Source organism: Paraburkholderia sp. BR13444 (assembly GCF_040948755.1).
GTDB lineage: Bacteria > Pseudomonadota > Gammaproteobacteria > Burkholderiales > Burkholderiaceae > Paraburkholderia > Paraburkholderia youngii.
The window spans coordinates 1-14,054 of record NZ_JBFPKM010000015.1 but is presented as its reverse complement, the minus strand read 5'-3'; the positions used below and the strand labels follow the sequence as shown (position 1 = coordinate 14,054).

Annotated in this window: 15 protein-coding genes; 3 read left to right on the top strand and 12 right to left on the bottom strand. The window is 63.6% G+C overall.

The annotated features are described in order from the left end of the window. Positions 1-18: 18 nt before the first annotated feature. The 6 genes from trpC to rpe form a co-directional block, all read right to left on the bottom strand. A complete protein-coding gene (gene trpC / locus AB3X95_RS30635) occupies positions 19-804 on the bottom strand; it encodes an indole-3-glycerol phosphate synthase TrpC (protein WP_176367424.1) in 786 nt (261 codons plus the stop codon). 18 nt (positions 805-822) lie between these two features. Further along, positions 823-1,854, bottom strand: a complete 1,032-nt coding sequence (gene trpD, locus AB3X95_RS30630; protein ID WP_368623309.1) for an anthranilate phosphoribosyltransferase — start codon at positions 1,852-1,854, stop codon at positions 823-825. A gap of 19 nt (positions 1,855-1,873) precedes the next feature. Next, positions 1,874-2,491, bottom strand: coding sequence for an aminodeoxychorismate/anthranilate synthase component II (locus AB3X95_RS30625; RefSeq protein WP_176124321.1), 618 nt, complete (start codon positions 2,489-2,491; stop codon positions 1,874-1,876). 13 nt (positions 2,492-2,504) lie between these two features. After that, the gene (gene trpE, locus AB3X95_RS30620) at positions 2,505-3,998 is read right to left on the bottom strand and encodes an anthranilate synthase component I (protein WP_176124322.1); all 1,494 of its coding nucleotides are present in this window, start codon (positions 3,996-3,998) and stop codon (positions 2,505-2,507) included. 376 nt (positions 3,999-4,374) lie between these two features. Then, on the bottom strand, positions 4,375-5,091 hold the full coding sequence (locus tag AB3X95_RS30615; protein ID WP_176124323.1) for a phosphoglycolate phosphatase: 717 nt from the start codon (positions 5,089-5,091) through the stop codon (positions 4,375-4,377). A gap of 7 nt (positions 5,092-5,098) precedes the next feature. Further along, on the bottom strand, positions 5,099-5,782 hold the full coding sequence (gene rpe, locus AB3X95_RS30610) for a ribulose-phosphate 3-epimerase (protein WP_176124324.1): 684 nt from the start codon (positions 5,780-5,782) through the stop codon (positions 5,099-5,101). Positions 5,783-6,110: 328 nt separating this feature from the next. Between rpe and apaG the strand changes: the two genes are divergently transcribed. After that, on the top strand, positions 6,111-6,485 hold the full coding sequence (gene apaG, locus AB3X95_RS30605; protein WP_176110233.1) for a Co2+/Mg2+ efflux protein ApaG: 375 nt from the start codon (positions 6,111-6,113) through the stop codon (positions 6,483-6,485). A gap of 145 nt (positions 6,486-6,630) precedes the next feature. Here the strand turns inward: apaG and AB3X95_RS30600 are convergent, their stop codons facing one another. Continuing rightward, a complete protein-coding gene (locus AB3X95_RS30600; protein WP_176124326.1) occupies positions 6,631-6,792 on the bottom strand; it encodes a hypothetical protein in 162 nt (53 codons plus the stop codon). 28 nt (positions 6,793-6,820) lie between these two features. Between AB3X95_RS30600 and AB3X95_RS30595 the strand changes: the two genes are divergently transcribed. After that, complete coding sequence (locus AB3X95_RS30595) at positions 6,821-7,939, top strand: murein transglycosylase A (protein ID WP_368623308.1); 1,119 nt, start codon at positions 6,821-6,823, stop codon at positions 7,937-7,939. Positions 7,940-8,134: 195 nt separating this feature from the next. Here AB3X95_RS30595 and paaK read toward each other — a convergent pair whose 3' ends face one another. The 4 genes from paaK to paaN all read right to left on the bottom strand — a co-directional run bounded on the left by paaK (position 8,135) and on the right by paaN (position 12,675). Then, positions 8,135-9,439 (bottom strand): phenylacetate--CoA ligase PaaK, encoded by a 1,305-nt coding sequence (gene paaK, locus AB3X95_RS30590; RefSeq protein WP_368623307.1) that lies wholly within the window; start codon positions 9,437-9,439, stop codon positions 8,135-8,137. A 112-nt stretch (positions 9,440-9,551) separates the two neighbouring features. Next, positions 9,552-10,013, bottom strand: a complete 462-nt coding sequence (paaI, locus tag AB3X95_RS30585; RefSeq protein ID WP_176124328.1) for a hydroxyphenylacetyl-CoA thioesterase PaaI — start codon at positions 10,011-10,013, stop codon at positions 9,552-9,554. Between the two features lies 1 nt (position 10,014). Next, a complete protein-coding gene (gene paaG, locus AB3X95_RS30580; RefSeq protein ID WP_368623306.1) occupies positions 10,015-10,806 on the bottom strand; it encodes a 2-(1,2-epoxy-1,2-dihydrophenyl)acetyl-CoA isomerase PaaG in 792 nt (263 codons plus the stop codon). A 168-nt stretch (positions 10,807-10,974) separates the two neighbouring features. After that, a complete protein-coding gene (paaN, locus tag AB3X95_RS30575) occupies positions 10,975-12,675 on the bottom strand; it encodes a phenylacetic acid degradation protein PaaN (protein ID WP_368623305.1) in 1,701 nt (566 codons plus the stop codon). A gap of 135 nt (positions 12,676-12,810) precedes the next feature. Between paaN and AB3X95_RS30570 the strand changes: the two genes are divergently transcribed. Beyond that, complete coding sequence (locus AB3X95_RS30570; protein ID WP_176124331.1) at positions 12,811-13,587, top strand: enoyl-CoA hydratase; 777 nt, start codon at positions 12,811-12,813, stop codon at positions 13,585-13,587. A gap of 130 nt (positions 13,588-13,717) precedes the next feature. Here AB3X95_RS30570 and AB3X95_RS30565 read toward each other — a convergent pair. Next, positions 13,718-14,054: hypothetical protein (locus tag AB3X95_RS30565; protein ID WP_368623304.1), on the bottom strand; the 337-nt coding region annotated here is incomplete at its 5' end.

The window sequence follows — 14,054 nt, the reverse complement described above, 5'->3', positions numbered from 1 at the left end:
CTTATGCGAGCGCCGTGCTCAGAAAAACATCCGCGCAAGCTCCACGCCCGGCTCGTCCGCGCGCATGAACGCTTCCCCGACGAGGAACGTATGCACGTTGCGCGCGCGCATGCGCTCGACGTCGTCGCGCGACAGGATGCCCGATTCGGTCACGACGATGCGGTCGTCGGGAATCGCGTCGAGCATGCCGAGCGTCGTGTCGAGCGAAGTTTCGAAGGTGCGCAGATTGCGGTTGTTGATGCCGATCAGCGGCGTCTTCAGCGTCAGCGCTTCCTTGAGTTCATCGCTGTCGTGCACTTCGACGAGCACCGCGAGACCGAGCGAATGCGCGAGCGCCTCGAGGTCCTGCATCTCGGCGGTTTCGAGCGCGGCGGCGATCAGCAGGATCGCGTCGGCGCCCATCGCGCGCGCTTCGACGACCTGATACGGATCGACGATGAAGTCCTTGCGGATCACCGGCAACTGGCACGCGGCGCGCGCTTGCTGCAGATAGGCGACGCTGCCCTGGAAGAACTGCACGTCGGTCAGCACGGACAGACACGCCGCGCCGTGCTTTTCATACGAACGCGCGATGTCGGCCGGCACGAAGTGCTCGCGCAGCACGCCCTTCGACGGGCTCGCCTTCTTCACTTCGGAGATGACCGCGGCGAGACCGGCCGCGTGCTTCGCGCGGATTGCGCCGACGAAGTCGCGCAGATCGCGCGACGACGCTTCGAGCCGCAATGCTTCGAGCGGCACGCTCTGCTCGGCCGCCCGGATTTCTTCGCGTTTGACCGCGATGATGCGGTCGAGAATGTCGCTCATAAATGTCTCGCTACGTGATTACTGCTTGAATTGCTGGGTGAAGCGCACCAGTTCGTCGACCTTCGCGCGCGCCTTGCCGCTCGCGATCGCTTCGCGCGCGAGCACGATGCCGTCCGCGATCGTGGCCGCGACGTTCGCCGAATAGAGCGCGGTGCCGGCGTTCAGCGTGACGATCTCGCGCGCGACGCCGGGCTTGTTGTCGAGCGCGTCGAGCAGCATGACCTTCGACTCGTTCGCGTCGGCCACCTTCAGCGTGCGATTCGACACCATCTGCATGCCGAAGTCCTCCGGATGGATTTCGTACTCGCGGATTTGGCCGTCGCGCAACTCGCCGACCAGCGTGGCGCCGCCGAGCGACACTTCGTCCATGCCGTCCATCCCGTACACGACGAGCACGTGCCTGGCGCCGAGGCGCTGCATCACGCGTACCTGAATGCCGACGAGGTCGGGGTGGAACACGCCCATCAGCTGATTCGGCGCGCCGGCCGGATTGGTGAGCGGCCCAAGGATGTTGAAGATCGTGCGGATGCCGAGCTCGCGGCGTACCGGCGCGACGTTTTTCATCGCCGGATGATGGTTCGGCGCGAACATGAAGCCCATGCCCGTTTCAGCGATCGATGCCGCGACCTGTTCCGGTTGCAGATCGATGTTGACGCCGAGCGCTTCGAGCACGTCCGCGCTGCCCGACTTGCTCGATACGCCGCGATTGCCGTGCTTCGCGACCTTCGCGCCAGCCGCGGCCGATACGAACATCGTCGCCGTGGAAATGTTGAACGTGTGCGCGCCGTCGCCGCCGGTGCCGACGATGTCGACGAAGTTCGAGTTGTCCTGCACGTCGACGTGCCGGGCAAATTCACGCATCACCGTGGCGGCCGCGGTGATTTCGCCGATGGTCTCTTTTTTGACGCGCAGGCCGGTGATGATCGCTGCCGACATCACCGGTGACAGCTCACCGCGCATGATGAGGCGCATCAGGTGCAGCATTTCGTCGTGGAAAATCTCGCGGTGTTCGATGGTCCGCTGCAGGGCTTCCTGGGGCGTAATGGACATGATCTCGTCTCTCTTCTGGTCAGGCATTGCGGGAAGCCGGATGATGCGCAGCCTTGCCGCCGACGGTCAGCTTCGACTGCTTGACGAAGTTTTCGAGCAGCGCGTGGCCGTGTTCGGACAGGATCGATTCCGGGTGGAACTGCACGCCTTCGACGGCGAGTTCCTTGTGGCGCACGCCCATGATTTCGCCGTCTTCGGTCCATGCCGATACTTCGAGGCAGTCGGGCAGCGATTCGCGTTCGATCGCGAGCGAGTGATAGCGCGTCACCGTGAAATGCTTCGGCAGGTCCGCGAACACGCCCTTGCAGTCGGTTTCGATCGTACTGACCTTGCCGTGCATGATGGTTTGCGCGCGCACGACGCGGCCGCCGAATGCCTCGCCGATCGCCTGGTGGCCCAGGCACACGCCGAGAATCGGCGTCTTGCCGGAGAATTCGCGCAGCACGTCGAGCGTGATGCCCGCGTGTTGCGGATTGCTCGGACCCGGCGACAGGCAGATGCGCTCGGGGTTCAGCCTGGCGATTTCATCGAGTGTGATTTCGTCGTTGCGGTAGGTGCGCACGTCTTCGCCGAGTTCGCCGAAGTACTGCACCAGGTTGTAGGTGAACGAGTCGTAGTTGTCGATCATGAGCAGCATGGTGTGTCTCCGGTCAGAAGTCGCTATCGAGGCCGTCCTGGACCTGCTCGGCAGCGCGCAGCACCGCGCGCGCCTTGTTCTCGGTCTCTTGCCATTCGGATTCCGGCACTGAATCGGCGACCACGCCCGCGGCCGCCTGCACATACAGATTGCCGTTCGCGATCACGCCGGTGCGGATCGTGATGGCCAGATCCATCTCGCCGGTGAACGACAGATAACCGACCGCTCCGCCGTAGAGGCCGCGCTTGATGGGTTCGAGCTCGTCGATCAGCTCCATCGCGCGGACCTTCGGCGCGCCCGACAGCGTGCCGGCCGGGAAGGTGGCGCGCAGCACGTCGAAATTGGTCATGTCGCTCTTGAGCTTGCCTTCGACCGAGCTGACGATGTGCTGCACGTGCGAGTATTTTTCGATCACCATCTTGTCGGTCACGACGACCGAGCCGATCTGCGCGATGCGGCCGACGTCGTTGCGCGCCAGGTCAATCAGCATCACGTGTTCGGCGATTTCCTTCGGGTCGTTCAGCAGTTCGGTCGCGAGCGCGGCGTCGCGCTCGGGCGTGTTGCCGCGCGGACGCGTGCCAGCGAGCGGGCGGATCGTGACGATACGGTCCTCGCCGCGCTTTTCCTGGCGCACCAGGATTTCCGGCGACGCGCCGACCACGTGGAAGTCGCCGAAGTTGTAGTAATACATATACGGCGACGGATTCAGCGAGCGCAGCGCGCGATACAGCGACAGTGGATTGTCGCGGTACGGCTTGGTCAGGCGCTGGCCGACCTGCACCTGCATCAGTTCGCCGGCGGCGATGTATTCCTTGGCCTTGCGCACGGCGGCCAGGTAATCGTCTTTCGCGAACTCGCGGTAGATCTCGGTGCGCACACTAGCCGACACGACGGGCGGCTCGACGGTGACGCGCAGCCGCTGGCGCAGTTCGCGCAGACGGTGCTTCGCTTTCGTATAGGCCTCGGCCTGGGTCGGGTCCGCGTAGACCACCAGATACAGCTTGCCCGCGAGGTTGTCGATGACGGCGACTTCCTCGGTCAGCAGCAACTGAATGTCGGGCAGGTTCAGATCGTCTTTCGGCGCGCTGTGCGCGAGCTTCTTCTCGATGTAGCGCACCGCGTCATAGCCGAAGTAGCCGGCGAGACCGCCCGTGAAGCGCGGCAGCCCCGGGCGTTGCGCGACCTTGAAGCGCGCCTGGAACTGCTGGATGAAGGCGAGCGGATCGCCGTCGTGCGTTTCGACGACCTTGCCGTCGCGCACCACTTCCGACACGCCGTTGCGCGTGCGCACGAGAGTGCGCGCCGGCAGCCCGATGAACGAATAACGCCCGAAGCGTTCGCCGCCGACCACCGATTCAAGCAGGAACGAGTTTGCGCCGTTGCGCTCGGTCTGCGCGAGCTTCAGGTACAGCGACAGCGGCGTTTCGAGGTCGGCGAGCGCTTCGGCGATCAGCGGAATGCGGTTGAAACCCTCGTTGGCGAGGGACTGGAATTCGAGTTCGGTCATGTTCCGATCCTGTACGGTGGTCCGGCGGCAGCAAGCGTCGGGCAAAGCGGGGCAAGGCGCCTCCGGTCAGGGCATGGGTCGACATTCTCGACACGATAATACCGACCGGCGCGGGTCTTCCATCGGCGCGTGCGAGCGGTGCGGGTGAGCAACGGTACCTTGCGGGTACGCGCAGGCTCAATCAGCCGAAGCAGCAGCGCAAATATAAGACGATGGAAGAAGCGCGTAAGCGCAGCGAAGTAAAAAACGGTTGCCGAAGACGAGCTTCAGCGTACCTCAGGCGAGGTTAGCGCGACCAGCGACGCCAGGGCCAGGCTCCCCGGTCGATGCTAATCAGACTCCGTTTTTTATTCAGAAACATGAAGATGAAGGACTGTTAAGTCGTGGATTGGTGCGCTGCGATCGCCTTGGCGGCGTCGAGCAGCGAGGCAACTATACCATCGGATTTTATTGTTTGTATAGCTTGGCCGTGGTTGTAGCCGTAGGGCACGGTCAGCGTCGCCATGCCGGCCGCGCGGCCCGCCAGCGCGTCGTTTTCCGAGTCGCCGATGGCGACCGTGGCGCTCGGTTCGACGCCGAGTTGAGCGGCGGCGGTCAGCATCGGCAGCGGGTCCGGTTTCTTTTTCGCGAGACTGTCGCCGCCGAGCACGACGCTGAAATACTGCGCGAGTCCGTATTGCTGCAGCAATTCGAGCGCGAAGCGGTGCGGCTTGTTGGTCACGCAGGCGAGCTTCAGGCCCGCGTCGCGCAGCGCGCGCAGACCGGCTTCGACGTCCGGATAAAGCCGCGTGTGCACGCCGTTGATCTTCGCATACTCTGCCTGATAGATCGCGAGCGCTTCGTCGAAGCGCTCTTGCGCGTGTTCGGTTTCGAAGCGCGGGGCGAGCACGCTGCGGATCAGATGCTCCGAACCCTTGCCGACATAGCCGACCACTTCCTCGCGCGTCGTTTCCTCCGCGTCGAGCTGAGCAAGCATGCCGTTCAGGCCGGCGGTGAAGTCGTCGGCGGTGTCGATCATCGTGCCGTCGAGGTCGATGATCGCGGCTTCGAGGCGCGGGCCGGCAAAGGACGGGGCGGGGTACGGAGCAGTCATCGTCAGGTCAGCGCTGGACGGTGGCGAGGGCGGCGCGCATCTTGTCGATCACGACCTTGTGATCGGGCTGGCCGAAGATCGCCGAGCCGGCCACGAACGTGTCCGCGCCGGCCGCCGCGATTTCCGCGATGTTGTCGACCTTCACGCCGCCGTCCACTTCGAGATGGATCTCTCGGCCGGTGCGCTCGCTGTACGCGTCGATGCGCTTGCGCGCTTCGCGCAGCTTGTTGAGCGCCTCGGGGATGAACGACTGGCCGCCAAAGCCCGGATTCACCGACATGATCAGCACGAGGTCGACCTTGTCCATCACATGATCGAGATAGTTCAGCGACGTCGCCGGATTGAACACGAGGCCGGCCTTGCAGCCGTGATCGCGGATCAGCGACAGCGTGCGGTCGATGTGATCCGACGCTTCCGGGTGAAAACTGATCAGGTTCGCGCCGGCTTTCGCGAAGTCCGGCACGATGCGGTCGACCGGGCGCACCATCAGGTGCACGTCGATCGGCACGTCGACGTGCGGGCGGATCGCTTCGCAAACGAGCGGGCCGATGGTCAGGTTCGGCACGTAGTGGTTGTCCATCACGTCGAAGTGGATCCAGTCGGCGCCGGCAGCGACGACGTTGCGGACCTCTTCACCCAGACGGGCGAAATCGGCGGAGAGAATGCTGGGGGCGATGCGAAATTGCGTCATGACGGGAGGCGGATGCAAGCGGGAAAGCGCCATTTTACCGGTTTTGCGCGTGCGGACCGGCGTGCAGGCCGCGGTTGGCGTGGCGGAATCGCGCGATGAAACGTCGCAAACTGCCGGCGCAACAATGGCATCGAAAGGCGACGCGGCAAGCAGCCGTGTCCCAACGTCTTAGACACTCCTGGTCGGAAGACGTGTCTGGTTGCGGCCATGCCGCGCATCAAGCAGAATGCCACTCCATGAGCGCCGCATCGCCGCTGCACCGGCAGACCATTGGCGTTCGGGGCCTCCCACGATTTTTCACAGCCCGTTTGATCAGATCGGAATCAGGATGAGCCAGTACGAATTCAGCGTGTCGGCGCAGGTGCAATACCTGCCCGAAGAATCGGACCCGGAGCGTCGCCAGTACGCCTTTGCCTACACGCTGACCATCCGTAACACCGGCCAGGTGCCTGCACAGTTGATCGCGCGTCACTGGATCATCACCGACAGCGAAAACACCGTGCAGGAAGTCAAAGGCCTGGGCGTGGTCGGTCATCAGCCGCTGCTCAAACCGGGCGAGCATTTCGAATACACGAGTTGGGCAGTGATCGCGACGCCGGTCGGCACGATGCGCGGCGATTATTTCTGCGTGGCGGAGGATGGCGAGCGCTTCGAGGCGCCGGTGCCGGAGTTCGTATTGCGCATGCCGCGAACGTTGCATTGAACCGGCGCGGTCCTGCGCGGTCATTAATGAGTTCTTGTGGGCGCGCGAAGCAGCGGGCAGTTGAGTGGCAGGTTGGATGAGCGCTCGGGCGAGCACTCGATGCACGAGGGGTTGCGCGGTGCTGCGTGCAGCCCGCAGGTCAAGGTCAATGCGGCTTTTGCTGTTGGGACCGTTCCGCCGAGCTGGCACGTCGCGCTTTTTTCTTGCCGGACGACGTCCACACAACGATAAAGACGAGCAGGAATAGCGCGACCAGCGATTCCAGCGCGAAGATGAGCATCGGGTATTCGTCGAACAGATCAGACATGGCGGTTTCCATCAAGAACGAACATTGTATGTGTTTTATCCGCAGGGCCGGCGCGTGGCTTGGAGCGTTGTCGGTTGCAGTGTTGCTTGCCTCCTGCGGTGGCGGCGGCGCGATCCGGCCTTCACCGCCGAGCGGTGCGGCGATCATCCCCGGCCAGATCGCGTCGGCGCGCCTGACCGCGGTTGCATGGCAACAGGTGCCGGGCTGGCAGGACGACTCGCTGATCGGCGCGACCGCCGCATTGCGGCAAAACTGCACGAGGCTCGCGCGTCAGCCGAACTGGTCGCGTGCGTGCGCGGCGGCCGCGCAAATCGACGATCTCGACGTCACCAGCGCGCGCGCCTTCTTCGAAGCCTACTTCACGCCGTTCCAACTCGCGAATAGCGACGGCACGCTCGACGGTCTGGTCACCGGTTACTACGAGCCCCTGCTGCGGGGCTCGCGCACGCGGCACGGCGTGTATCAGACCGCGCTGTACCGCTGGCCCGCCGGCTATCGCGCGGGGGCGCCGTTGCCGGCTCGCGCCCAGCTCGAACGCTCGGGCGCGCTCAGCGGCAACGAACTCGTGTGGGTCGACGATCCGATCGAAGCGTTCTTTCTGCAGGTGCAAGGCTCCGGGCGCATCGTGATGGAAGACAGCAGCGTGATGCGCGTCGGCTTTGGCGGGACCAACAATCAGCCGTACAAGTCGATCGGGCGCTGGCTCCTCGATCATGGCGAGATCACGCCGGCGCAGGCGACGATGCAGGGCATCAAGGCATGGGCCCGCGCGAATCCGACGCGCGTCGATGGCCTGCTCGACACCAATCCGCGCTTCGTGTTTTTCCGCGAGATGCCGTCGGCCGAAAGTGTGCCGAGCGGCGGCGCGGACGGTCCAATCGGCGCGCTCGGTGTGCCGTTGACGCCGGAGCGCTCGATTGCGGTCGATCCGAGCGCGATTCCGCTCGGCACGCCGGTGTTCCTGCAGACCACGCGGCCGCTGACGAATTCGCCAATGAACCGTCTCGTGTTCGCGCAGGATACTGGTACCGCGATCAAAGGCGGCGTGCGCGCCGACTACTTCTGGGGCCTCGGCGACGATGCCGGCGATCTGGCTGGCAAGATGAAGCAGGGCGGCAGGATGTGGTTGCTGCTGCCGAATTCGTGAGGCGGTGGGGCGGAGACGGAAGCGTGACTGCCGTTTGACTAGCAGCAGTTTTCGCAAGGCGGGTTTGAGGCTACCGCGGAGCCTCAAATAGATGTCGTTGAAATCGGCGTCACGTGTGGATCAGAATCCGTGCGTGACGCCGTTTTTCGTTGGGCTCGTACGCTGCGCGTCGTTGCCCGTTGCATCTTGCCCGACTTAGAGGCCCGACTTGCGCTTGTCTATCACGCGCCGCGCCTTGCCCACCGAGCGCTCGATTCCATTCACCGGCAGCACGTTCACCACCGCGCTCACGCCAATCAGCGCCTTGATGTCGTAAGCCAGCGCGTTTTTCGCGGTGGTTAGCGCCGCGGTATCCGGCGCGCTTTCGGGGCACGGTTCGATGTTCAGCGTCAACACATCGAGCGGCCCTTCCTTCGTCAGCACGATCTGATAGTGCGGCGCCAGCGCGCGCTGCTTGAGCAATAGTTCTTCGATCTGGGTCGGGAACACGTTGACACCGCGCACGATCATCATGTCGTCCGAGCGGCCCGTGATCTTTTCCATACGCCGCATCGTGCGGGCGGTGCCCGGCAGCAGGCGCGTGAGATCGCGCGTGCGGTAGCGGATGATCGGCAGCGCTTCTTTCGTCAGCGACGTGAACACGAGCTCGCCGAGTTCGCCATCGGGCAGTACCTCGCCCGTTTCGGGGTCGATGATCTCGGGATAGAAATGGTCCTCCCAGATCGTCGGACCGTCTTTGGTTTCGACGCACTCCGAGGCGACGCCCGGGCCCATCACTTCGGAAAGACCGTAGATGTCGACCGCGTCGATGCCCATACGTTTTTCGATCGCCTCGCGCATGTCGTTGGTCCACGGCTCAGCGCCGAAGATGCCGATGCGCAATGAGCAGCTGGCCGGGTGGATACCCTGGCGTTCGAATTCGTCGGCGATCGACAGCATGTAGCTCGGCGTCACCATGATGATGTCCGGCCGGAAATCCTGGATCAGCTGCACCTGCTTTTCGGTCTGGCCACCGCCGAACGGAATCACGGTGAGCCCCGCGCGCTCGGCGCCGTAATGCGCGCCGAGGCCGCCCGTGAAGAGGCCGTAGCCGTAGCTCACGTGCACCTTGTCGCCGCGCTTCGCGCCGGCGGCGCGTACCGAACGGGCGACGAGATTCGCCCACGTGTCGATGTCGCGCGCCGTATAGCCGACGACAGTCGGCTTGCCGGTCGTTCCAGACGACGCATGGATTCGCGAAATCTGCTCTTGGGGCACGGCGAACATTCCGAACGGGTAGTTGTCGCGCAAATCCTTTTTCGTCGTGAACGGAAACCGAGCGATGTCCGCGAGCGACCTAACGTCGCCCGGATGAACGCCGACCTCGTCGAACTTGCGCCGATACACCGACGAATTTTCATACGCATGGGTGAGCGACCATTTGAGCCGTTCAAGTTGGAGCGCGGCGAGCTCGTCGCGGCTGGCGGTCTCGATCGGATCGAGCGGAAGAGCGGTGCTCATCGAATGTCTCCTTGCTGCCTCAGTATCTGGGTCTGATATGTGACGCATTGGCGCCAGAGCGCCACGCGGACAATTGCCCGCGTGGGCGGTTCTGGCTGGCCGCCGCCAATCGTTAGTCGCCGGTGGGAATCAGGTTACCCTTGATTTGCGCCGACTTGCCGCGAAACATTGCGACAGTCTCGCCGGCGCGATTCGTCACGCGAATATCGTAGATTCCAGTGCGCCCGCTCAATGTTTGTTCGACCGCTTCGGCGCTCAGCACGTCGCCGCCGTGGACCGGCCGCAGATACTCTATCGAGCAGCCGGCGGCGACTGTATTGACGTTGTAGGTGTTGCAGGCGAACGCGAAGGTCGAATCGGCGAGTGTGAAGATCAGCCCGCCGTGGCAGATCTGATGCCCGTTCAGGAAGTCGTCGCGCACCGCCATGCGCAGCCGCGCATAGCCGGGGCGCACTTCGAGAATCTCGAGCCCGAGCGCGCGACTGCAGGCGTCGTTTTCGTACATCGCGGCGGCCGTCGCGCGGGCGAGTTCGTCCGCCGTCATTTGGTCGGGCCGGGTGGTTTGTGTGGGCATCTCAACGTCCCTCGAAGCGCGGCGCGCGTTTTTCGATAAATGCCTGCACGCCTTCCGCATAATCATGCGAGGCGCCTAGTTCGCGCTGCAGATCGCGCTCGAGATCGAGTTGCTGGTCGAGCGTTTGTGTCGTGCCGGCACGCATCGCCTGCTTGATCGCGGCGATCGCGCGCGTCGGTTGCTGGGCGAGCTGGGCGGCGAGTTTTGCCGCTGCCGGCGCCAGTTCGGCGTCGTCGAGCACTTGCCAGATCAAGCCCCAGCTTTCAGCTTTTTCGGCGCTGAGCTTGTCGCCGGTGATTGCGAGGCCGAGCGCGCGGGCCATGCCAACGCGCTGCGGCAAGAACCACGTGCCGCCCGAATCCGGCACGAGACCGATCTTCACGAATGCCTGGATAAAACTCGCGGAGCGAGCCGCGAGCACCAGGTCGCACGCGAACGCCAGATTGGCGCCCGCGCCGGCGGCCGTGCCGTTGACCGCCGCGATCACCGGAAACGGCAGCGCCTGCAGACGGCGGATCAGCGGATTGAAGAATTCATCGATCACGGCGCCGAGGTCGGTCATCGCGTCGGGCGTGAAATCGAGGTCGGCGAGATCCTGGCCCGCGCAGAAGCCGCGGCCTGCGCCGGTGAACACAAGCGCACGGGCACCGGAGTTTTCGACCTGGTCGAGCGCCGCGCCGAGTTCCTGATGCATCGCGCGCGTGAAGCTGTTGAGCTTGTCCGGGCGGTTCAGCGTGATGGTGGCGACGTGGCTCGATGAGTCGATGTCCAGCCGGATCGCTTCATATGACATGGGGTGTCTCCTCAAACTCTCTTTGGCCGATGGGCACGGTGGCTCGGCTAGCGTCGGCGCGTGATGCCGACCCGATGTCTGATGCTAGTCGGAGCGCACGACCCGGTCCATCCGCCGAACGGCATAGGACGAAGTCGTGCGTAGCGTTGAAGCCGTGTCTTATGCCGTTCAGCCAGCTACCGTCGGCGCCGTCTTCGGTTCAACATGAACGCGGCTTTGAACGACACGGAAGCGGTTCGCGACGAAAGCGGCGTCGGCCAGCGCGGCATTGGCGGCCGGGTTGGCGCCCGTGCCGTGAAAGTCCGAAAAAGCCGCGGACTGGTTGACGAACACACCGCCGGTCAGGTTGATCGAAAGCGCCACACCGCCGCGAATCGACGCTTCGTGCGCGGCTTCGAGCACCGCGTCGTCCGTGCTGTAGACCGCCAGCGTCAGCGCGCCGTGCTCGGCGGCAATCTCGCCAGCGAGGTCGAGCGACTGCGCGCTCGAGTCCGTCGCGATGACGAACGAGATCGGCCCGAACCATTCTTTCGTGAACTGGGCATGATCGGTCGCGGCGTCGAGTTGCAGTACGAGCGGCGTGCGCACTCGAGCGCCCGCAAACGCCGGATGCTCGAGCGTTTGGCTCGCGACGAGAACGCGGCCAAGTTTGGCGGCTTCGTCGATGCGCTGCACGACACCTTCGTTCTGGATCGCGCCGAGCAGTTCGACTGCGCGGGCCGGATCGGCGACGAGCTTTTGCACCGCACCGGCAAGCGACTGGGCGACCTCGTCGAAGCTGAGCGTGCCGTCTGCGGTGCGAATGCCGCCGCGCGGCACATAGATATTTTGCGGCGCGGTGCACATCTGGCCCGAGTACAGCGCCAGTGAGAACGCGATGTTGCGGGCGGCCGCCTTGATGTCGTCGACCGAGTCGATAACGATCTGGTTGACCCCGGCTTTCTCGGTGTAGACCTGCGCCTGGTGCGCGTTGCGCTCGAGCCAGGTGCCGTTCTGGGTGCTGCCCGTGAAGTCGATCAGCTTGATCTCCGGGCGCTGTGCCAGTTGCTGGACGAGGGCGCCGTCGTTCGGCTCGGTGGCCAGCAGCGTGACGACATTCGGATCGAAACCCGCCTCGCGCAGCACGTCACGCGCGATGCGCACGGTCAGCGCGAGCGGCAGGATTGCGCCCGGATGCGGCTTGACGATTACCGTGTTGCCGGTGGCCAGATCGGCGAACAGGCCCGGATAGCCGTTCCACGTCGGGAATGTGCAGCAGCCTAGAACGAGGCCGATGCCGCGCGGCACGACGGTGTAGCGCTTGTGCATCGCGAGCGGAGGGTTTTTGCCTTGCGGTTTTTCCCAATGCGCGTCGGCGGGAATCCGGCGCAGTTGATCCCAGGCATACGCGACCGCTTCGAGCGCGCGATCCTGTGCGTGCGGACCGCCCGCCTGGAAGGCCATCATGAACGCCTGGCCGGTCGTGTGCATCACGCTGTAGCCGAGTTCGAAGCTGGCTCGATTCAGACGGGCGAGGATTTCCAGGCTCACGCCGATCCATGTTTGCGGGCCGGCCGCGCGCCACTCGCGTTGCGCCGTCGTGGATGCGGCGATAAGCGCGTTCGGATCGGCTTTCGGGTAACGCACGCCGAGCGGGAAGCCGAACGGCGAAACTTCCGCGCCGACGGTCTCTCCCGTCGACGGTTGGTCCAGGTCGAACGTCTTGTCTAGGTGCGCCTTGAACGCGGCTTCGCCGTCCGCGTTGGCTGTTTCCCCGTACACTTTCGGACTGGGCATCTCGGCGAACGGGCTCCAGTAGCCGCGCGTTTCGAGCGCGGCGAGCGCTTTGTGCAGCGTGTCTTCGTGCTTGGTGAATAGCGGATGTGTCATGGCAAAGGGGCTCGGCTGTACGTTGGGAGAAGACCTGTCAAATAATTGACCGACCGGTTGGTTGGGGAATGGTAGCATCACTACGAACGATGCGCGAAGCGTTTTTCGCGTGCGATTAACCCTTATGGAGGTGGCATGGCTTACGAAAACATTCTGGTTGAGACGCGGGGGCGGGTCGGACTGATTACTCTCAATCGTCCGAAGGCTCTAAATGCACTGAACGACGCGCTGATGGACGAACTGGGCGCTGCGTTGCGCGAATTCGACGGCGACGAGTCGATTGGCGCAATCGTCGTAACGGGCAGCGAGAAGGCGTTCGCGGCCGGCGCGGATATCGGCATGATGGCGTCTTACACCTATATGGATGTCTACAAGGGTGACTACATCACGCGCAACTGGGAAACGGTTCGCTCGATCCGTAAGCCGATCATTGCCGCGGTGGCGGGCTTCGCGCTCGGCGGCGGCTGCGAACTGGCGATGATGTGCGACATCATTTTCGCCGCCGACACGGCGAAGTTCGGTCAGCCGGAAATCAAGCTCGGGATCATGCCGGGCGCGGGCGGCACGCAGCGCTTGCCGCGGGCGGTGTCAAAATCAAAGGCGATGGACCTTTGTTTGACCGCCCGTTTTATGGATGCCGCCGAAGCCGAGCGCGCCGGACTCGTTTCGCGCGTGATCCCGGCTGCATCGTTGCTTGACGAAGCGGTTGGCGCGGCTGCCACCATTGCGGAATTCCCCCTGCCGGCGGTGCTGATGGTCAAGGAATCGGTCAATCGAGCCTATGAAACGACGCTCGCGGAGGGCGTGCATTTCGAGCGCCGCCTGTTCCATTCGCTCTTCGCTACCGAAGACCAGAAGGAGGGCATGGCCGCGTTCGTAGAAAAGCGCAAACCGGTTTTCAAACATCGTTAATACATTTGTCAAAATATCGCTTGCAAGTCGCGATGGTGGCGACTAGAATTCCGCTCTTTCGTGCTCCGGACGCCGGGGCGCGGAGAGGCGGGAAGCCTTTGTTGGCGAGGGCTTCAGCGGCGTGGGCAGGTTAAGCAAGTGATAAAAACCTGTTGACGATCCGGTGAAAGTTCTCCATAATCTCGTTTCTCTGCTGCAGACGCAGCGACGCAAACGAAGCAGTGCCGGGTGGTGGTTCAGGTGCTGCGGGTGGGGCGGATCGATCTTTAAAAACTAACAGCCGATAAGTGTGGGCGCTTGATGCGGAATGCGGCGGCCGATCCGTATGGATCTGCTGCAAGGCAAAAGTATCAGAAGCCTCACACAGTATTAGAGGAAGGTTTATCTGTCGGAAGACGGATGGATCATCGTCAGTACGTTGAGTGAGCGACCGGTTCGCAAGCAGGAAACTGCGGAACCGAAAACAG